Genomic DNA, 20112 nt, shown 5'->3' on the forward strand with positions numbered 1-20112 from the left:
CCCGGCCCGCCCGCGACCCGTTCCCGCCACTCCGCACGGCCCCCTTCCCCCGCTCCGCTTGGTGCGGGAGGCTCCCCGGTGGCTCCCTATGGCCAAAGCTCCGGCTGATGCGACTGGTCGACGCGACCGGGGTAGAAGCAAACGCAGAGGCACCGCCCGGCAGCGAGGAGGAAAACAAGTGGTCGACGCACACCAGACGTTCGTCATCGTCGGAGGGGGTCTGGCCGGGGCGAAAGCCGCGGAAACCCTTCGTTCAGAGGGTTTCACCGGCCGGGTGATCCTGATCTGTGACGAGCGCGACCACCCCTATGAGCGTCCGCCGCTGTCCAAGGGCTTCCTCACCGGCAGCCAGGAGCGCGACAGCGTCTTCGTCCACGAACCCGCCTGGTACGCGCAGGCCGACATCGAGCTCCACCTCGGCCAGCCCGCCACCCACCTGGACCGCGTCGCCAAGGCCGTGACCCTCGGCGACGGCACCCGGATCCACTACGACCGGCTGCTGCTGGCCACCGGCGCCGAGCCGCGCCGCCTCGACATCCCGGGCACCGACCTGGTGGGCGTCCACCATCTGCGCCGCCTCGCCCACGCCGAGCGGCTGAAGGGCGTCCTCACCAGCCTCGGCCGCGACAACGGGCAGCTGGTCATCGCGGGCGCTGGCTGGATCGGCCTGGAGGTCGCGGCCGCGGCCCGCGGCTACGGCGCCGAGGTGACCATCGTCGAGCCCGAGCCGACGCCGCTCCACTCCGTCGTCGGCCCCGAACTGGGCGCCCTCTTCGCCGACCTCCACAGCGAGCACGGCGTCCGCTTCCACTTCGGCGCCAAGCTCACCGGGATCACCGGCCAGGACGGCATGGTGCTCGCCGCCCTCACCGACGACGGCGAGGAGCACCCCTGTCACAGCGTGCTGGCCGCCATCGGCGCCGCCCCGCGCACCGCCCTCGCCGAGGCCGCCGGGCTGGACGTGGTGGACCGGGCGGTGGGCGGCGGCATCGCCGTCGACGCGGCGCTGCGCACCAGCGACCCGGACATCTTCGCGACCGGCGACGCCGCCTCCGCCCCGCTCGCCTTCCTCGAAGACACGCCGGTGCGCGCCGCCCTCCCGCCCGGCGCCCGGCTGCGCGTCGAGCACTGGGCGAACGCGCTGAACGGCGGCCCGGCCGCCGCCCGCGCCATGCTCGGCCAGGACATCTCGTACGACCGGGTGCCGTACTTCTTCTCCGACCAGTACGACGTCGGTCTGGAGTACTCCGGTTACGCGCCGCCCGGTTCGTACGACCAGGTCCTGATCCGCGGCGACGTCGGCAAGCGGCAGTTCATCGCCTTCTGGCTGAGCGACGGCAGGCTGCTGGCGGGGATGAACGTGAACGTGTGGGACGTCACCGGGCCCATCCAGCAGCTCATCCGCAGCGGCGCCCAGCCCGACCCGGGCGCCCTCGCCGACCCGTCCGTCCCGCTGAGTTCCCTGGTGCCGTAGGCCACCTATGGGCCGGGGTCCGACCGGGCCGGACATCGGTGTCGGACCCCGGCCGTAGAATTCACGCGTGGCAGGCCGGATCAACGATGACGACGTAAAGGCGGTGCGGGACGCGGTCCCGATCGACGCCGTCGTATCCGAATACCTCCAGCTGCGGAACGCGGGCGGTGGCAATCTCAAGGGGCTCTGCCCCTTCCACGACGAGAAGTCACCGTCCTTCCAGATCAGCCCCAGCAAGGGGCTGTACTACTGCTTCGGCTGCCAGGAGGGCGGCGACACCGTCGACTTCGTCATGAAGATCGACCACCTCTCCTTCGCCGAGACGATCGAGCGACTCGCCTCCCAGGCCGGGATCACCCTGCGGTACGAGCAGGGCAGCGCGACGCCCGGCCGCCAGCAGGGCGAGCGCATCCGCTTGGTCGAGGCGCACCGGGCGGCCGCGCAGTTCTACGTCGAGCAGCTGGACAGCCCCGAGGCGGAGATCGGCCGAAAGTTCCTCGCCGAGCGCGGCTTCGACCAGGCCGCCGCCCAGCACTTCGGCGTCGGCTACAGCCCGGCGGGCTGGGACCACCTCGTCCGCTTCCTGCGCGGCCGCGGCTTCACCGACCAGGAGCTCCTTCTCTCCGGCCTCGCCCAGGAGAGCCGCCGCAACCCCATCGACCGCTTCCGCGGCCGCCTGATGTGGCCCATCCGCGACATCACCGGCGAGGTCGTCGGCTTCGGCGCCCGCAAGCTCCGCGACGACGACAACGGCCCCAAGTACCTCAACACCCCCGAAACTCCGCTCTACAAGAAGTCCCACGTCCTTTACGGGATCGACCTCGCCAAGAAGGACATCGCCAAGACCAGCCGGGCCGTCGTCGTCGAGGGGTACACGGACGTCATGGCCTGCCATCTGGCAGGTGAGACGACCGCCATCGCCACCTGCGGCACCTCCTTCGGCGGCGACCACATCAAGATCCTGCGGCGGCTGCTGATGGACAACTCCGGCGCCGAGGTCGTCTTCACCTTCGACGGCGACGCGGCGGGCCAGAAGGCCGCCCTGCGCGCCTTCGAGGACGACCAGAAGTTCGCCGCCGAGACGTACATCGCGATCACCCCGGGCGGTATGGACCCCTGTGAGCTGCGGCTCGCGCAGGGCGACGACGCGGTCAAGGCGCTGGTCGAGAGCCGCACCCAGCTCTTCGAGTTCGCCATCCGGCAGATCGTCGCCCGCCACAACCTCGACACGGCCGTTGGCCGCGCCGCCGCCCTCGACGAGGCCGCACCGGTCGTCGCGGGTATCAAGAACAGCTCTATCCAGCACGAGTCGGCCGTCCACCTCGCGGGGCTGCTGGGCATCCTCGACACCCAGTTCGTCGTCCAGCGTGTCAGCCAGCTCGCCCGATGGGCGCGGGACCGCGGCCGCGGCGGCGACCAGCGCCCCGACCAGCGCGCCCGCCGGACCGGCCCGCCCGGCGGCCCGGGCGGCCCAGGTGGGCCCGGCCAGCCCCAGGGCCCCGGGGCTCCGCCCGGCCCCCGGGGCCCGGCGCTGAACCTCCGCAGCCCGGCCCGCCGGGTCGAGCGCGAGCTGCTGAAGCTGGCCCTCCAGCGCCCCGAGCTGGTCTCCCCGGCCTTCGACGCCTACGGCGAGGACGAGTTCACCGCCCCGCCCTACGCGGCCGTGCGCCGCGCCATCGAGGCCGCGGGCGGCGCGGAGGCCGCCGACGCCGACTATCTGCGCCGGGTCCGCGAGGCCGCCCCCGACGACACGGTCCGCGCCATGGTCACCGAGCTGGCCGTGGAGCCCCTGCACACCCGCCGCGAGGCAGACGAGGCGTACGCGGGCGAGCAGCTGGTCCGGGTCCGGCAGGCCGCCGTCAACCACCGCATCACCGAGGTCCAGGGCACCCTTCAGCGGCTGGGCCAGCGCGCCGATCCGGCCCATCTGGCCGCCGTCCAGAACGAGCTGTGGGTCCTCCAGCAGTACGCCCAGTCCCTCCAGACCCAGGGCGCGGCGGCGCTCTAGCCAGGCCGTAGCCGGGATCCGGCCTGGCTCTGGCCGGGGCCACCGCCGGGCGTCGCGGACGTCGCGTAACCGCGCGGTCACCGGCCGCTGCGTAAAAAGTGCCCGCACGCCCCTCGTGGCGGGCGTGTGTCGTACTCCACACTGGTTGCGGTGCCTGAGTCCTCGGAGCGCGGCGGTGTTGGCCGGGTAGGCCGGGATCCCCCGCAGATCCGCTCATGATGTACGGGACGGACGGCGGCGTGGCCGGCGCATCCGTACCCGATCGTTCTGCCGCCTCAGCAGCGATCACCCTGGAGGTCGCCCCCGTGCAGACCCAGACCCTCGCCGACGCCACCCCCGCGCCGCCGCAGTCCCTGGCACCGTCGGGCATGGAGCCCCCGGAACCACCCGCGCAGCACACCGCACCAGCCGCCGAACCAGTCCCCGAAGCCGAAGCCGAAGCCGAACCCGAGACCGAGCCGGACACCGAACCCGAGGGCGGCCCCGAGGGCGGCCCTGAAGACGGCCCCGCCGAGCGCGCCACTCGCCCCGAGGCCACCGGCCCCTCCTCCGACCTCTTCCGCCAATACCTGCGCGAAATCGGCCGGATTCCGCTGCTCTCCGCAGCCGAGGAGGTCGAGCTGGCCCGCCGGGTCGAGGCGGGCCTGTTCGCCGAGGAGAAGCTGGCCTCCGCACCCGACCTCGACAGCCAACTCGCCCTAGACCTGGACCGGTTGGTGGTCCTCGGCCGGATGGCCAAGCGCCGCCTGATCGAGGCCAACCTGCGCCTCGTCGTCTCCGTCGCCAAGCGCTACGTGGGCCGCGGCCTGACGATGCTGGACCTCGTCCAGGAGGGCAATCTCGGCCTGATCCGAGCGGTCGAGAAGTTCGACTACGCCCGCGGGTACAAGTTCTCGACGTACGCGACCTGGTGGATCCGCCAGGCCATGTCCCGCGCCCTCGCCGACCAGGCCCGGACCATCCGGGTGCCGGTCCATGTCGTCGAGCTGATCAACCGGGTCGTCCGCGTCCAGCGCCGGATGCTCCAGGAACGCGGCTACGAACCCACCCCCGAGGAGGTCGCGGTCCAGCTCGACCTCACCCCGGAGCGGGTGAGCGAGGTGCTGCGGCTCGCCCAGGAGCCGGTGTCGCTGCACGCGCCGGTCGGAGAGGAGGACGACGTCGCGTTCGGCGACCTCATCGAGGACGGCGACGCCGCCTCACCGGTCGAGTCCGCGGCGTTCCTGCTGCTCCGCGAGCACCTGGAGGCCGTGCTGTCGACGCTCGGCGAGCGCGAGCGGAAGGTCGTCCAGCTGCGGTACGGACTGGCCGACGGCCGCCCCCGCACCCTGGAGGAGATCGGCCGGATCTTCGGGGTGACCCGGGAACGCATCCGCCAGATCGAGTCCAAGACCCTCAACAAGCTCCGCGACCACGCCTTCGCCGACCAGCTCCGCGGCTACCTCGACTAGCCACGGCCACGGCTACGCCTACGCCTCGAACGCCCCCGGATGCGTCTGCTCCCGTACCGCCACGTACTGCTGCCGCACCGCCTGCCCCACCGCCAGGTCGTCGCCCGGCTCGAACACCTGGCTGGCGGCCGCGGGCCAGCGCGGCGGCTCGTGCGGGGACAGCGTCCCCTGCGCCGCGCCCAGCGCCCACGCGGCCTGCCGGGCGGCGCCCAGCGCGGCGTAGTCGGCGGGCTGCGGCACAACGACCTGCGCGCCCAGCAGCGCGGGCGCGATGGCCCGTACCGCCTGGAGATCGGCCGCCGGGCCCAGCAGGAACACCCGGCGCACCCCGACCCCGCGCCCGCGCAGGATGTCGAGCGCGTCGGCGAGCCCGCACAGCATGCCCTCGAACGCGGCCCGCGCCAGATGCTCCGGCTTCATGGACTCGCGTCGCAGCCCGGTCAGCGTCCCGGCGGTGTGCGGCAGGTGCGGGGTCCGCTCGCCCTCCAGATACGGCAGCATCACCATCCCGTACGACCCGGGCGTGGACTTCAGCGCGAGCGCCGAAAGCCCCTCCAGGTCCGTGCCCAGCAGCTCCGCCGTACCGCGCAGCGCCCGCACCGCGTTGAGCGTGTGCACGACGGGCAGATGCATCCCGGTCGCGTCCGCGTACGACAGGATCGTGCCGGTGTGGTCGGCCAGCGCCTCGTGGTGGACGGAGAAGACCGAACCCGAGGCCCCCAGCGAGATCACCGCGTCGCCGACCCCCACGCCAAGACCGAAGGCCGCGGCCATGGTCTCGCCCGTACCGGCCGATATCAGCAGCCCCTCCGGCGTCTGCCCGGCGGCCTGGGCCGGTCCGATGACCTCCGGCAGCCGCACCTGGTGCCCGAGCGCCAGCTCGACCAGATCCGGCCGCCAGGCGCCGGTCGCCGCCGACCAGTAGCCGGTGCCGGAGGCCGTACCGCGGTCCGTCGTCCGCCGCAGCGGCCGCCCGAGCAGCTGCCACACCAGCCAGTCGTGCGGCTGGAGCACCTCGGCCACCCGGCCCGCCGCGTCCGGCTCCGACCGCGCCAACCAGCGCAGCTTCGCCACCGCCTGGGCGGCGGTCGGCACCGCGCCCACGGCCTGGGCCCACGCCGCCCGCCCGCCCAGCGACTCGATCACATCGGCGGCCGCGGACTGCACCCGCCGGTCGTTGCCCATCTGGGCGGGGCGCACCAGCGCCCCGCTCCCGTCCAGCGCCAGCAGCCCGTGCTGCTGCGCCGAGACGCCGATGGCCTGCACCCCCTCCAGCAACCCGCCCTCGGCGGCCTCCCCGAGGGAGAGCAGCCACGCTTGCGGGTCCACGTCATTGGGTGAACCGCCGGAGGACGGTGCCGGGTGCGGCGCGTACCCCTGCTTGAGTACGGCACCCGTATCCGTATCGCAGACGACGATCCGTGTGCTCTCGGACGAACTGTCCAACCCGGCGACTATCCCCATGGACCAGATCATGCCACCGCGGCGGCTAGGTGTTGCTGGTGCCCCAGTCGTCCTCCTGCGCCGCGGAGCGCGACTCCCGCTGCGCGATCTTGTCCCGCAGCGGCCGCACCTTGCCGAGCGCCTTCGTGGCGGCCTCCCGGCCGCCCAGCGCGGCCGACTCGGCGGTGTTGCGGACGGCCGGGTTCTGCACGAACCGCTGCGCGCACGCACGCAACTGCTCATACCTCTCGCGGCCGGCCCGCGTGCCGAACACGTAACCCACAGCCAACCCGCTCATGAACGTCAGCCGGTAGCGCATCGACCTGCCCTTCTGGTTGTCCTTCGAATCGGACCCCGGAGTCGTGCCGCACGTCTACCCGCACGCGCCGCAGATCACCCTCCGATCATCCGCGGCCCTACCGATTGGCGGAGCACCCCCCTGCTTGCGCTAATGTATGTGTCGCAGCGAACGCACGCCCTCCGGGAACCCCGGACGGGGGCGCGGTCGAGGCACACGGAGCAATCCCCTGTAGCTCAATTGGCAGAGCAGCCGGCTGTTAACCGGCAGGTTACTGGTTCGAGTCCAGTCGGGGGAGCTCGGTCCCCTGTAGCTCAATTGGCAGAGCATTCGGCTGTTAACCGGAGGGTTACTGGTTCGAGTCCAGTCGGGGGAGCAGCACGGGAGAGGACCCCTCGCGGGGTCCTTTTTCATGCCCTCATCCCCTGTTCACGCCGCGCTCACCCCCTGACCAAGGGCTGATCCACGGCATGCGGGCGCCCAACATCGGCCCGCCGAAGCAACAGATCGTATGAGCGGCTATGCTGCGGCAGACGGCGCGCACAGATGTGCACGACGCGCCGTTACGGGGCGGTAGCTCAGCCGGTTAGAGCAGCGGACTCATAATCCGTCGGCCGTGGGTTCGAGTCCCACCCGCCCCACCTGAGGAAAAACCTTCTGACGTGCGAAAACGGAGCCCGGGCGCTGTCTCGCCCGGGTTTCTTGCCTCACATTTGCCTCACGCGTTGTCCCGCGCCCTCCTTTTACGGTGCCTGGCATGGCGCACATCAAGACCTACAAGCGGCAGTCTGGCGCCGCGGTCCACGGGGTCGTCTGGCGCGCCAGCGGGGCCCGTGAGGGCAAGTGGCAGCGCGAGAGCTTCGACGACCTGGCTGCGGCGAAACGTTTCCGCGATCTGGTGAACGGCCACGGACAGCAATGGCCGCCCGGCTGGGTCAAGGGCGAGGGATTCGTCGAGCCGGACGAGTCGGAGTGCCCCGCCGAGGAGATGTTCCCCGCCTACGCTCACCGGTACGTCGAGCTGCTCACGGACATATCCGAGCACACGAGCACCAACTACCAGAGATTCATCGAGAACCACATGATCCCGTGGTTCCGGGACCTGGCCGTTTCAGACCGCTCGAACAAGATCACACGCGACCACGTCAGCCAGTGGATCAACGACCTCAAACACGGGCGCCCGGGCCCGCATCACGAGCCCGGTACCGAGCGACGGGCCTACGCGCCGAAGACCATCGCCAACCTCCACGGACTGCTCTTCAGCGTCCTCCAGGCCGCGGTGACCGCCGACCCGCCTCTGCGCGACTCCAACCCGTGCGCGTACACGCGTCTGCCGAAGAGGGACGAGGCTGAAGACGAAGAGGTCTTCCTCGAACCGGAAGAGTACGCACTCCTCCGCGCGCACCTGAAGCCTGACGCCGTCGACTTGGTCGATGCCTTGATCGGCACCGGCCTACGGTGGGGCGAAGTAACGGCGCTCCAGCCGCGCGACTTCACCTTCACGGGCAAGCGGTCCACGCTCCGCGTACAACGCGCCTGGAAGCGTCGAGCTGAGGGTGGCACGTACCTCGGTGCTCCCAAGACGAAGAAGTCCCGCCGCACGCTTGTCCTCACCCCTGACCAGGTGGCGCTGTTCAAGCGCGTATGCCTGGGCAAGCACCCCCAGGACCTGATCTTCACCGCTCCCGGCGGACAGTCCTGGCACTCGGGCTACTTCTTCGCCCACCGGTGGAAGCCCGCCCTCGACGCTGCCAACGCCGCCGGCCTGACGAAGCGGCCGCGCGTCCACGACCTCCGCCACACGCACGCCTCGTGGCTGATCGCCGGGAAGGTCCCGCTGCCCGTGATCCAAGGGAGGCTCGGGCACGAGTCGATCACCACCACGGTCGACCGATACGGCCATCTTCTGGACTCCGCGGACGACGAGGTGGTAGCAGCCGTGGAGTGGGCCATGAGCCCCGTGGGAATGTCGCCGACTGCCGAGGACCTGACGAGCGTGGCATGAGCCATGGGCTGGCCTGCCAAGCCTTCTTCCGCGATCTCCTTGAGCGTGTCAAGGCCTCAACTCGCTGTCTTTCTCCGGTGTGGTTCCGGAGTTGCCTTATCGGCCGCAGTATGGACGCCGACTGCTGAGCGGTTGTCGGAGGCTGGCCACCAGACGCTGCGTGGCCAGCCTGTTGCGGCTGCGGCGCGCTCTCAGTCTCCTCCTTGCCCGTTGGGCCGATGGAACCGTCGTCGAGACCGCTCAGTAGTCGGACCGGGGCCGTGAGGGGGGTGGCCATCCTCCGTCCGGTGCCCGCTGGGGAGATGCCCATGCCTCTGGTAGGGCTGCTCCTCAGGGCGGTGGACAACCCTGGTGTGCCGCCACGCCGCGTCGAAGGAGACGTTGCCGTGGCTGGCTCGTACCAGATGCCATGCACGCCAGCTCGTACGCGGTGACAAGAGCCACCGCAGGATGCCGCTACTCATCGGCGGCGCCGGATCGCGCATGCGGAACGAGCCCCTGTCCTTGGCGTCATGAGCTGCTTTCCGGGGCATGCGGCGTGCTGCCGTTGAGCAGTGCTTCTGCCTTGGCGGCGTGCTGCGGTCGTTGTGCACCGTGCATGCCCGCAGCCAAGAGCGTGTACAACATGCGCTTCTGAGCGGGGTCGGGGAAGCTGCTGAGGAAGTCGCGCAGTACTTCGAGTGCCTCGTGCTCGATGGTTCGCTCACGATCGGTGCGATACCGGCCGAAGGCTTCCGCGATCTCCGTGACGGTGTCGGCGTTGGGGGGCTTAGTCCAGTCGGCGTCTTCCTGCTCCATCCACCGCATCCATACAGCCGCGGGGTCGGCCAGCTCCGCAGCGAGCGCCTCGGTCTTTTGCCGTCGCAGGACATCAGTCACGGCTTGTCGGCGCTGCGCGGCGAGCAGAGCCTCCATGGCAGCCCGGTCGGCGGGCGATAGATCAAGCGTGAGCTTGGCCTGGAACTCGACGGGAGGATCGGTTGGCAGAAAGCGAAGGCGGCCGAGGTGTTGTCTACAGACATCTCGCGCCGCGTCGAGGTCGGTTGGGTCGCAGGTCTCGGAGACGTCGGCCGCCGCTTGTCTCAGCATGGTGCGAACAGAAACCACGATCTCCTCGTCCGTGCCCGGGTATGGCGGCTCAGTGATGACCGTGGCCGTGATGCGGGCGATGAAGCCGATCCCGCGACAGCTGCTGCGCAGCCGGACCTCGAAGCGAGTTAGACCGCGTCGCAATGCTCTGCGCGAACGGCGACGTGACCATCGTGTAAAGGCCACGGATCAGGACTCCACGGGCTTGTGATTGAGGCGTGCGGTTGACAATGCGGCGGGCAATCTGAGGTCTTTGCGCAGCTCGATGACAGCCTCATCGTTGGGGACGCCGGGCTCGCCGAAGATGAGAGCTGAGATCGGTGTGGAGTACAGGTGCTGGACGACGACCTGGTTGAGGATGTCCGTAACCTGCTCATGCGGCACTAACCCCGCCTTCCGCGCCTGAGCCCAGGCAGACAGCAACTCTCTGCATTCGGCGTCGACGCGTGTGTCCGCCAACGCCGCGTTCCAGCCCTCGATCAACGCCGCTTTGACATCCGGTTTCTGATCGGCGGCAGCCAGCATGACCTGCAGAACGTAAGCGTCGACGCGCGGATCCAGGAGTGAGAGAAAAGCTCGGTGCCCGGCCAGATGTCTTTTCTCGGTGGCCCACTTGATGACCGCGCTCCACACCCGCGGCAGATGCCCGTCTCGGCCGGCGATATCGCGCAACGCGGCCTGTGCCGTCCGTACGGCGTCATCCGGCTCGCCGCCCCGGTCGAGGATGTGCCGCAGGCGCACCAGGGCTTGGCGCGGATAGTGGTCGGCGAACTCGCTCTGGCAGACCAGGGCCACGACAGTGGTCACGGCCTCGGTTCCTGTCTGGGCCCAATCGAGCAGCCGGGACCGCACCTCTGAACCCAGCGTGTCCGCCTCTGCGGCTACTGTGAGGACTCGGGCGATCAGTTGGCGGTGCTCGGCGCTGTTGTCGCCGTTGTCGATCCAGGCGTGTATTTGCTCGATGACGCGGATGTCGCTCTCCGCGACAGCTAGCTCGACCAGGAGATCACTGATGGCCGCCATCCGATCGGCGCCGGGCTCCTTCGGCGCGGTGATGGCGTCAAGCCAGGCCAACAGTGGCGGGTGGATGTCGGCTCGTTGCTGCCATAGGTGGAGCAGCACAGCGCGGGCATACCCGGGTTGGTGTTCGAGTGTGACGGTCCGGCCCGTGACGTTCGCCCCCATGCTCTTGAGGCGGGTGGTCAAGTCGGGTCCGGTCAGGATCGTTCGTACGTCCGTCTCGCGGGGCACGCCCAGCAGGGAACGGGCTGCGTCCTGGACGGTAAGCGCGTCCTTGCCATCGAGGAACAAGGCGGCGATGAGCAGGGCACGGTCGTCCGGTTTGTCTTCGGTTTCCTTGAAGACCTCCTGGACTTGGGAGTGCCACTGTTGGAAGGCGCCGAGCGCTGTGTGCAGGCTCTCCGGTGAGCCGTCGATGGAAGCCAGCGCGGCGGCCAGGCGGGCTGCGTCAGCCGGACTGCTGCTGTCGGTCAGCAGGTGCGCGGCTTCGCCGATCAGCCCTGTTCCCGACGAGGCAGTGTTGAGCCAGCGGATCCGGTCTGGCTTATGGTGGGCGTACTCCAGATGCATCTTTGCCACACGGTGTGCGTACGGCCGCGTTTTGGCGCGGACGAGGACACGGGCCAGCGTGCCGGAGCCCGCCTCGGGCCACCCGTATTCGTCGGCGATGACGACCAGGAACGACCCCTGCTGGCGCAGGTTCTCCGCGTAGCTCACCAACTGGTCCGCGACCTTGCCGGGGCTCTGCCAGGAGACGATCTCCGCGGCGACGTCCAAGAGATAGCCCGTGCCCGGCTCGTCGGGCAGCACGGAGATGTCCGGGAACCCCGGCCTCTCCCAGTCCGGGCGGATCTCTTGGAGAATCAGCGGCTTGCCGTGGGTGGTCTGTTGCGCCCGCGAGACCTCCCACAGGGCTCTGATACCGGCCGTGCGTTTGCCGTAGCCGGAAGGCCCGGCGATGACCGCTAGCGCTGGCCCCTCTCCGGTAAGCAGAGCGATGGAGCCAGCCGCTGTCGAGACCTTCTCATCGCGAGAATCCAGGTCCACCCAGGCCAGACGGACGACGTTGAGATCCGCCTGCGGGATGTCGGCTACGGGCAACTGCGGTTTGCTCGTCATCGTTACCGGCCCCGCGGCCACGATGATTCTCGAGTTCTGGTTGCCATGTACCCCCACCCACATGCCGGCCGCGGGTGGGGCTACAGATGCGGCCGGAAGCCGAGGTGGGACACCCCCGGGAACGGTCTCCTCGCTCACCGACCTCCCTCCGGCGCCCGGTAATGGAAGCCGCCGGCGGCGTTGATGGGGCCGCCGGAGATGACGACCTGGCTGTTGGTGTTGTGGTGCGCGCTCATCCGTGCACCGGATCCCCCGTCTGCCTGCTGAATCCGGTCTGCCAACTCCTGAAGTTCTGTGGCGGCATCGGGATGCTTCTGCAGGAACGCGGCCAACTGGATCATCAACTCTCCGCGCAGCCGCTCCTCTACTGGGCCGCGCTCACTCTCCGCGCTTTCGATGAGTTGCAGGCGCGCCGCGTCGATCAGACGCAGCTCCTGCCCAGCGGTCTCCTCACCGCCTCTCCGAAAGAATCGGGTCACCGCGTCGCGTGCGGATTCCCAAGTGCTTTTGACCATCTCGGTGACGAGAGCGGCGGCTCCCATGCCAGCCACCTGCATGATGTCCACTGTGCCCCCCATGAGCATTTCTCCTGTGCGTTGTGACATGCAGAAATCGGCTGCATATTCGGCACATCAGGGTGGACGGCGTCAGGGAGCATGGCAATCGAAAATATTTGCTATATAATGTAATGCGCAATTGTCAATTATGCGGAATGTGTCATTCCTGGTGTGCATCCTGTGACGCAAGTTGAGGCGAGTGACGGAAGTCGTACGGGTGCATAGTCGCGTGCTCAGTTGGGGCACAGCTTTGGCCAAAATGAGACAGTGGGCGATTGTCCTGAAGTCAGTGGAATGTGTGGCGCCGGATGAACGGCGCAGTCTCTGAGGTGAGTGCGCCGAAGGCGCTCAGAGTCGAAAGCGCTCAGATGGGCCCCTGAGCGGCTGCAGCGTGACCGTGGGCGCGCACCGGTGCCTGGCAAAATGACCCCCAGCATCGCGTTGCCCAAGACGCAGCGCCTTGCCGAGATGTCCAGTGACTGGATCGTCGCGCAGGGAAGTGTCGGCGGGATCACCTGCGCCCCCGGGCGCCAAGTCGTCCTCGTCGACAGGTAGTCCCCGATGCCCTCGCGTACTACACCGTGGCTCTGCAGCATCACGCCGAGCGCCCAGCCCCGGCCAAGGTGCGGCTGTGCCCACTGGCGGATGGCGGGCGCGATGCCGCGGGCGCGGACCTGTTGGGGCAGATCCTGAGTAGAGGCCCCGGTATGCTTGTGCCTTCTCTATGATGACCTCGTGGGTGATCAATTCGACAAGGTCTTGCCCTACGGGGCGGGTGTTGCGGCAGTCGTTTTTGTTGCGATCTTTCTTCTCGCTGCGTACTTCAGCGAGCTGATGAAAGGGTTTGCCTCACGCACCGTCGACTTAGTTTTTCGCAAGAGAACCTCCATGCGCCGGGTCGGCGGTAGGCAGCTTCGGCGATACCGGCAGCGCGCAGAGGACTGGCATGGCCGGCATCCGTTAGGCTTCGACACATCCAACATCGACATCCGGCGCATCTACGTCCCCCTCCAGTCTGCTGTCGGCACGGAACGAGCTGACATGAGCGAGACGTTGAGTGGAAGTTCCCGGATCGTGGTGTTAGGGGAACCCGGTGCAGGGAAGTCGCTGCTTTTGAAGACTGAGATTCTTCGCTGGGCAGAAAAAGATGATGACACTCAGGTTCCTGTCATCATCAACCTGCACAATTGCAATGCTTCCCGGAAGAGCTTCCGGGATTTCATTGTCGCCGAATTCAGTCAGGCGAAAGTACTCGGTGCCTCCTCGCTGGTGGACAGGATGCTGGACACTGGGCGTCTGCGCGTCTTCTTTGACGGGCTTGACGAGGTGGGCCGTGAAGACCGCGAACGGGTGGAGGGAGAGCTGCGCGAGTTCGCCCGGACCCACGCGGACTGCCCTATGATCGTCACCTGCCGGACTGCTGTGTATGACGGTCAGCTCAGTCCGGAATTCGCCCACGTTGTGCGCCTTGCAGAGTTTGATGATGCATCAATGCGGCGTTTCCTCAACAATTGGAACAAAGCGGAAGCCACGCTGGACGTCAACCGCGTCATCGCATCCCTTCGGAGTAACCGCGAGCTGATGCGGATTGCCAGGAGGCCGCTCCTGCTCACCATCATCGCCTACCTTCAGTCAGGCGACCGGGCGGAGGAGTTCGGCCCGCTCCCCAAGAGTCGTGCTGGCTTCTACAAGGCAGCGATTGCGCATCTCCTCGACCGTGACCGACAGCTGGGGCGCACCCGGGCCATCGCCCAATACCACGCAAACCGCAAGTTGCTCGTACTCCAGCGCATTGCGCTCACGATGCATGAGGCATCCACGGAACGTGATGACCGTCTTGCCATCTCGGGTACGAACCTGGAATCCGTCGTCCGCGCTTTGCTGCCCGACTTCGACTTGGATGCCGAGCACGTACTGCCGCTGCGGGACGAGATCGTGGAGCGCAGCCAGTTGCTGCGGCCACTGGATGCTCTGAGGAGCCAGTACGGATTCGCACACCTCACCCTCCAGGAGTTCCTCGCCGCGCAGGCTCTCCATGACGCTCCCGGCAGGCTTCTGGGCAACTACCGCAGTGACCCCGGTGCCTGGCGGGAGGTCGTCAAGCTGTGGTGTGCCGTCGCCAGCGTCGACTGCACTCCGGTCGTCTCCGAACTCTTCACGGACACCCGGGATGACAGCAAGATCCTCGCCTTGGAAAGCCTCGCGGACGCGACCTCGGTCAGCGCAGGTCTGGCCGAGGAGATCATCGCCTACTTCCTCGAGCGCCTGGAGATCACCGGGGGCGAGGGCGTGGCCGTCGTCAATGCGCTCGGCGCTCTCGCATCCAACAACACCCCCCGTGGCAACGAGACGTTCGAGTTCCTCCGCCGCATCGCCTGGGAGCCTGTCTCCGAGCGACAGGCGGCGACGCTGCATGCTCTGGCGGCGTCCGAGCGGCAGGAAGCCGCAGCTTGCCTCGGCGAGCTGGAGGCGGACGACGAGCATCGTGCAGGAGCCCGGGCAGCCCTTCGCACCATGGGGGAAATCGCCATTCCTCAGCTTGCGCTGGCGGCATCCGGCCGACAGGAGATCTGGGCCGTCGATGCCCTGGGCACTATCGGCACGCCAGCGGCGGCAACGGAACTTGCCGCGCTCCTGTGGGCACACACGACCACGACACGCCGCGCGGCCTGGTGGCTGGCCTCACTCATCCGAGTATCAGACGTGGAAGAAGCCCTGCGGGAGTGCGAGACTCCGCAGACGGATGCCGCCTACCACTGGCTGTGGAATGCTCAGGAGTCTTCTCCTGCACTGCGCTGTATTGGAGGACGCGTAGGGTTTCTCATCGACAATGGGCATCTGGACCATCATGTTTCCGTCCCACCTATGCCGGACGAACCGATCGAGGTGCGGGAAATCGACCGCAGGATCGGAACCCCCATAGCTGCCCTGGGGATCGAGCGGTACCGGTACAACCAGAGCACCGTTCCGGCACATCTGCGGCAGGGCAGAAGTAGCCCGGACAGCCAGCAGATCTACAACTGGGTCAGTTCTCTGGCCGGTCAGCAGCGCCGCAATGAGTTCGCCGAGATCTTCCGTAGGCACCGGCTCCTGCCACCCATCTACCGCCACTTGTCCGGGCTGCTTCCGCAAGAGGTCGAGACGCTCCTGCTTGCGCGTCTAGGGGGACAGAAGGCAAGCCCGACGCTGACCAAGACCACCTGGCAGGCCGCTTGCATGGCACCCCCCCGGTCGCCCGTGCTGTTGAAAGCCGTCATGCGGTGGACCGTCTGGAGTGCAGCCGCCGCGTTCTTTTTGACGGCCTGCTTACGTGCGGTGACCACAGTGATCATATCGCGTCCCTCGTGGGTTCCCCGCGGGCATGAACCGTGGTCGGATCTCTCTGCCCCGGCGGGCTCGATTTTCCTCATCCTTTCCGTGGTGGTGATCATCCTGTTCACGGTCAACGAATGGACGAACCATGCGTCGGAGTCGGTAGAGATCCTTCGGGACTTGTCTGTGCTTCTGTGGGCGCCGTGTTTTCTCTTTCTCGCTGTGGAGTTGCTCACTGTGCTGCTCGGCGCGTGGACTACATGGATCGGCGTGCTTTCCATCCTGGCCGTCGTCGCTCTGGGGTACTGGGACATCGGGCGGCGGGAGAGGAACCTTGCCAATCCTTTCCGCTCGATGCTCACCGTTGACCTGAGCGATAACGGACTGACCTACCGGATGCCCTCACTCGACCAGTGAGCGTCTTTGCCAAGGGAGCTGAAGGGCGAACACACGAAGGCGACTTGGCACAATACTGGTCAGCCCAGAGCAGTGGTTGCGCCCGAGCCGCTGGTCCAGCCGCAGTCGAACACTGTGGCCGTGATCAGCGGGGCAACTCTCCGCCACGGCCCTGGCTGGACAGGCACAGATCCTGTCGTGCTGCCCGTCGACAATGATCTCTTCTCGGGGAGCCGGCGCCCGGCGTTCGCGGTGGAGGAACAGCTTGAGGATCCGGATCGTCTGAGAGCGGTAGCGGTGGGATTTGAACCCATCCACGTGACCCGTTTCACCTGCGGTTTTTCTGGAGATCTGGACAAAGCATGCCTCTTCGATGCTCCTGAATGCTGCTCAATCCGGTTGTGTCCGGGGGTGGTGTGGACGTGTCCACACGCACTCCGAGGCATGTGCTTCGCCGTCTACAAGGTCCACGTTCTGGCATTTGGCGAACCGGCTGTCACCCGAGTGTGGCACTCCTGCGCGCTCCGGAGGGGGATCATGTATCTGCACACGAGCATGAGCAATCCGGGCATTCGCGTCGTCGGATCACCCCCGCGTGGGCGGGAAGCACCACAGGGCGTCCATGCCGACCTCGCCCCACGCCAGATCACCCCCGCGTGGGCGGGAAGCACGTGTACTTGCCGTTCTTGCTCTTGACTCGCACCGGATCACCCTCGCGTGGGCGGGCAGCACAGCCGGTCGTGCATGGCGGCGACGATCGGCGACGGATCACCCCCGTGTGGGCGGGAAGCACAGCCAGCTGGGCCGTGCAGCCCGGGTCGACAACGGACCACCCCCGCGTGGGCGGGAAGCACGAGTCGAGCATCCACCTGGTGAGGATCTTGCCCGGATCACCCCCGCGTGGGCGGGAAGCCCTGCGGTGCCCAGCGGCGTGAGGCGCGTGCGAGCGGATCACCCCCGCGTGGGCGGGAAGCACGCCGGAACAGCCGGGTATAGCAGCAGCCATTACGGATCACCCCCGCGTGGGCGGGAAGCACTCGCCGCTCTGTTTGTTCTTCCGGCGGGTGGCCGGATCACCCCCGCGTGGGCGGGAAGCACCCTTCGTGACCTGCGGCGTTCTGGAGGCTTTGCTGTTTCTTTGTCAAGCTGCATGTGTTCATCTGAATTGGTCGGCCAGCCTAGCTGGTTCCGGTTGAGCGTCGACGTTGGATTCCCAGGACGGGATCAAGGCTCAGGGCGCCGCGTTGAGCGCTATAGGAGGCTGGGGTGCCGGTGTGGGGCAGTAGGCGGATGTCCGCGAGAGGGCCGATGTCTTGCCATGCAGCGGGAGGTTGGGTGGCGGGGTCTGTGACGTCGAGCCATTTGGTTGGGAGGGGGACGGTGTGGTTGAGGAGGTGGCGGATGGCGCGGCGGTCATGGCGGGTGATGGTGGTCGGAATGTGACGGTTCTCTGTGTGGCAGCCGCAGGGGTTCTCGCTCTGGTTGGGATGGAGTGAGAGGTGGCCTATGGCGTCGGGCCAGACGGGCAGGGCCAAGGTCGCATCGGCACCGAGCCGGGTTGCTGCGGTCCGGGTGTTGAGCCCGGTGGAGTCGGAGAGGTCGTAGAGGGTCTGTAGGTCCGCGGGGTGGGGGACGGTGGCGAGGTCTGCCAGTTGGGTCTGCAGTTGTTCATCAGCCAGACGGGCCTGGCTGGCCTGGCTGTGGGGGCTGTGGGTGTAGACGGCCTCGATCAGGTGCTGCACGTCGCCGGGCTCGTGCAGTTGGCCTGCCTTGAGACGGCCGAGGGCGGTTGCGGTTTGGTGGAGCAGGTGCCCGTAGTAGACGCCGGGGTCGGTGCCCCAGTGCGGGGGAGGGAGAGTGCCAGCCGGGACGATGATGTGCAGGCGTGGCGCGCGGGCCCACGTGGGACGGGGGCGGCGGTGGCGCCAGCAGCGTCCGGCTCGCTGGATGAGGTAGTCGATCGGGGCGAGATCGCTGATGACGAGATCGAAGTCGACGTCGAGGGACTGCTCGGCGATCTGTGTGGCGACGAGTACGAAAGGCGCTGACGGTCGTGGGCTGTCTCGTCCGAGTCGTTCTTGAAGTTGTCGTGTGATGTGGTCGCGTTGCCAACGCGGCATGCGGGCGTGCAGCAGTTCCAGCCCGACACCGATGGTGGGAGCGAGGAGCTGATGGGTGCGCTGGGCGTCGTCGACGGTGTTGCACACGATCATCACGGTTCCGTCGCCGTGTTCGGCGGCGGGCCGCAACTGGTGGAGAAGGTGGTCGGCTCTGCCATCGGGCACGGTCAGATCGTGGGTGTATCGGACGCGTCGGGTGGTGACAGTGATCGTGCGTGCGCGCTCGCGGTTCACGATCCGGTCGGAGACGTGCGCCTTTCCGTTTGTGGCGTCGATGTAGGCCCAGCCGGGGTAGGGGAGCTGGAGGCTTTCGAGTTCGGGCTGTGCGGCTCCGCTGAGGTAGGCATTCGCGAGGCTGGTCGCGATTGCTGTGGTGAGGGTGGCGGACATCAGGACGACGGGGACCTGGAGGCTGCCCAAAAGCGCGAGCAGGGCACGGGTGATGGTCTGTCCGTACGCGTCGTACGAGTGTGCCTCGTCGATGATTACGGTCTTGTTGGACAGCCCGAGGAGTCGTACGGCGTTGTGGGCGGTCGGCAGGGCTGCGAAGGCTGCTTGGTCCCAGGTGGCGGTCATGCCGCCGGTGGCCAGGAGGGCCAGGAGGCGCTGTCGCAGCCATTCCGTGGGGTAGGTGCTGTGGCCCTCTGTGCCGTGGTCGGGGTTGTAGTCGGTGTTGAGCCACGCGGTGCCGTGCACCAGGGTGACGGGTGCGGGTGGATCGGTGTGGCGCTTGATGAATTCCCTGAGCCGCTTGTACATCGCCTCGGCGGTGGCGCGGGTCGGCAGCAGAACCGCCAGGCCAGAGGTGCCTGTGGCTTCGGCCATGACACGGCCTGCGTAGAACGAGGTCTCGGTCTTTCCGTTTCCCGTGACGTCGGTGATCAGGAGCAGACCGGGGCCTTGTGCGAGGTTGGGCAGGCGCTCTGCCACGTCTGCTTGCAGTGGGCGGGGTGAGACACCGAATGTCTCGGAGAAGGGGCGAAGCGGCGTCCATTGGGCTGGAGCGAGGTTTTCGGCGGCCACGGCTTGGGAGGCGTTGGCTGTCGCGCGCTGGTAGTGCCGTTGCCAGTCGGGGTCTTGCTGCCATTCGGCGAGCCGGGCACGTACCCACCCGCCGGAGTGGGTCGGCGAAGCCAGCCGGTCTGCGATCACCACTACGGCGGCGACGAGAGCGGCCGGGAGGACGTCCAGTTCGCGGGTGACCGGACTGGGGTGACCGACGAGGTCATGAACCAGGTGGGCGAGGGCTTCACGCTCGGCGTCCCACCGTCCGGTGCCCAGGCGAGTGTCGAGGCCATGGGGGTCTTCGAGTTCGAATGCCGGGGGCATGGAGGGGAAGGCGCCGTGGTGGCCGGCGACTATCTGTCCCATCTGCACTGTTGCGTCCTCCAAGGCCCAGCCGAGACGGGCGAGGAGTTCAGGGACGGTGATCCCGGACGCGTATTCGTGTGCGAGGTTTCCACGGTCAGCGGAAGGCTCGAAGCCGTCGCCCAAGTTGGGGAGCCCGAGCCGGTCGTACTGGAAGCAGGCGAGGGCCTTTCCGAGGTCGTGGAGTCCCGCCGCGAGCATCACCAGCCTCCGGGCGTGTGTCTGGTCCACGCCCCATGACCTGGCGATCAATTGGCGTTGTGCGGCGGTGAGGAACGAGTCCCACAAGGCCCCGGCTATCGCGGCGGTGTCGGCCAGATGGCAGCCGAGCGGGTATGTCGTCCCTGTGGGGAACAGCCCTCTCCGTTTCCCAGCAAGCCGAGGATCGGGGTTGCGCAATGTGCTCCTCTCGGGATGCTCGCGCGCCGCTGTGCGGCCCGCGAGCACCGTTT

At 67.8% G+C, this 20112-nt stretch carries 11 protein-coding genes, 3 tRNA genes and 1 CRISPR repeat array; of the genes, 8 read left to right on the forward strand and 6 right to left on the reverse strand.

The window, feature by feature from the left end:
• Positions 1-178: 178 nt before the first annotated feature.
• The 3 genes from ACH4TL_RS21975 (at position 179) to ACH4TL_RS21985 (ending at position 4933) form a co-directional block, all read left to right on the forward strand.
• Entirely contained in the window at positions 179-1474 is a 1296-nt protein-coding gene (locus ACH4TL_RS21975) for an NAD(P)/FAD-dependent oxidoreductase (RefSeq protein ID WP_398316229.1), read from the forward strand.
• Positions 1475-1541: 67 nt separating this feature from the next.
• A complete protein-coding gene (gene dnaG, locus ACH4TL_RS21980; protein ID WP_398316227.1) occupies positions 1542-3482 on the forward strand; it encodes a DNA primase in 1941 nt (646 codons plus the stop codon).
• Between the two features lie 215 nt (positions 3483-3697).
• Complete coding sequence (locus tag ACH4TL_RS21985) at positions 3698-4933, forward strand: RNA polymerase sigma factor (protein ID WP_398316223.1); 1236 nt, start codon at positions 3698-3700, stop codon at positions 4931-4933.
• A gap of 18 nt (positions 4934-4951) precedes the next feature.
• Here the strand turns inward: ACH4TL_RS21985 and ACH4TL_RS21990 are convergent, their stop codons facing one another.
• Both ACH4TL_RS21990 and ACH4TL_RS21995 read right to left on the reverse strand, forming a co-directional pair.
• Complete coding sequence (locus tag ACH4TL_RS21990; RefSeq protein ID WP_398316221.1) at positions 4952-6397, reverse strand: FGGY family carbohydrate kinase; 1446 nt, start codon at positions 6395-6397, stop codon at positions 4952-4954.
• Between the two features lie 25 nt (positions 6398-6422).
• Positions 6423-6695, reverse strand: coding sequence for a YtxH domain-containing protein (locus ACH4TL_RS21995; protein ID WP_398316219.1), 273 nt, complete (start codon positions 6693-6695; stop codon positions 6423-6425).
• Positions 6696-6899: 204 nt separating this feature from the next.
• Here ACH4TL_RS21995 and ACH4TL_RS22000 point away from each other — a divergent pair.
• From ACH4TL_RS22000 to ACH4TL_RS22015, 4 genes are all read left to right on the forward strand, one after another.
• Positions 6900-6972 (forward strand) — tRNA-Asn (locus ACH4TL_RS22000).
• A gap of 5 nt (positions 6973-6977) precedes the next feature.
• Positions 6978-7050: transfer RNA gene (locus ACH4TL_RS22005), tRNA-Asn, on the forward strand.
• Between the two features lie 191 nt (positions 7051-7241).
• A tRNA-Ile gene (locus tag ACH4TL_RS22010) sits at positions 7242-7315 on the forward strand.
• A gap of 116 nt (positions 7316-7431) precedes the next feature.
• The gene (locus tag ACH4TL_RS22015; RefSeq protein ID WP_398316217.1) at positions 7432-8679 is read left to right on the forward strand and encodes a tyrosine-type recombinase/integrase; all 1248 of its coding nucleotides are present in this window, start codon (positions 7432-7434) and stop codon (positions 8677-8679) included.
• A gap of 510 nt (positions 8680-9189) precedes the next feature.
• Here the strand turns inward: ACH4TL_RS22015 and ACH4TL_RS22020 are convergent.
• The 3 genes from ACH4TL_RS22020 to ACH4TL_RS22030 form a co-directional block, all read right to left on the reverse strand.
• Positions 9190-9786 (reverse strand): hypothetical protein, encoded by a 597-nt coding sequence (locus ACH4TL_RS22020; RefSeq protein ID WP_398316215.1) that lies wholly within the window; start codon positions 9784-9786, stop codon positions 9190-9192.
• A 171-nt stretch (positions 9787-9957) separates the two neighbouring features.
• The gene (locus ACH4TL_RS22025) at positions 9958-11907 is read right to left on the reverse strand and encodes a hypothetical protein (protein WP_398316213.1); all 1950 of its coding nucleotides are present in this window, start codon (positions 11905-11907) and stop codon (positions 9958-9960) included.
• Between the two features lie 134 nt (positions 11908-12041).
• Complete coding sequence (locus tag ACH4TL_RS22030) at positions 12042-12473, reverse strand: hypothetical protein (RefSeq protein WP_398316211.1); 432 nt, start codon at positions 12471-12473, stop codon at positions 12042-12044.
• Between the two features lie 726 nt (positions 12474-13199).
• On the opposite strand from ACH4TL_RS22030, the gene ACH4TL_RS22035 reads away from it, so the two are divergent.
• Entirely contained in the window at positions 13200-16193 is a 2994-nt protein-coding gene (locus ACH4TL_RS22035; RefSeq protein ID WP_398316209.1) for an NACHT domain-containing protein, read from the forward strand.
• Between the two features lie 560 nt (positions 16194-16753).
• Positions 16754-17270: direct repeats of the CRISPR family, unit length 29 nt; unit sequence CGGATCACCCCCGCGTGGGCGGGAAGCAC.
• An 80-nt stretch (positions 17271-17350) separates the two neighbouring features.
• Here ACH4TL_RS22035 and cas3 read toward each other — a convergent pair.
• Positions 17351-20107 carry a CRISPR-associated helicase Cas3' gene (cas3, locus tag ACH4TL_RS22040; protein ID WP_398316207.1) on the reverse strand — a complete coding sequence of 919 codons (2757 nt, stop codon included), beginning with the start codon at positions 20105-20107 and terminating at the stop codon, positions 17351-17353.
• Positions 20108-20112 lie beyond the last annotated feature (5 nt).

The organism is Streptomyces sp. NPDC021115, assembly GCF_044333065.1.
In the GTDB taxonomy this organism is placed as follows: domain Bacteria; phylum Actinomycetota; class Actinomycetes; order Streptomycetales; family Streptomycetaceae; genus Streptomyces.

Bases quoted from the DNA above. Each gene is read 5' to 3' on its own strand.
- ACH4TL_RS21995 (WP_398316219.1), bottom strand. From the start codon at position 6,695: ATGCGCTACCGGCTGACGTTCATGAGCGGGTTGGCTGTGGGTTACGTG.
- ACH4TL_RS22015 (WP_398316217.1), top strand. From the start codon at position 7,432: ATGGCGCACATCAAGACCTACAAGCGGCAGTCTGGCGCCGCGGTCCAC.
- ACH4TL_RS22025 (WP_398316213.1), bottom strand. From the start codon at position 11,907: ATGACGAGCAAACCGCAGTTGCCCGTAGCCGACATCCCGCAGGCGGAT.
- ACH4TL_RS21985 (WP_398316223.1), top strand. From the start codon at position 3,698: ATGATGTACGGGACGGACGGCGGCGTGGCCGGCGCATCCGTACCCGAT.
- ACH4TL_RS21990 (WP_398316221.1), bottom strand. From the start codon at position 6,397: ATGGGGATAGTCGCCGGGTTGGACAGTTCGTCCGAGAGCACACGGATC.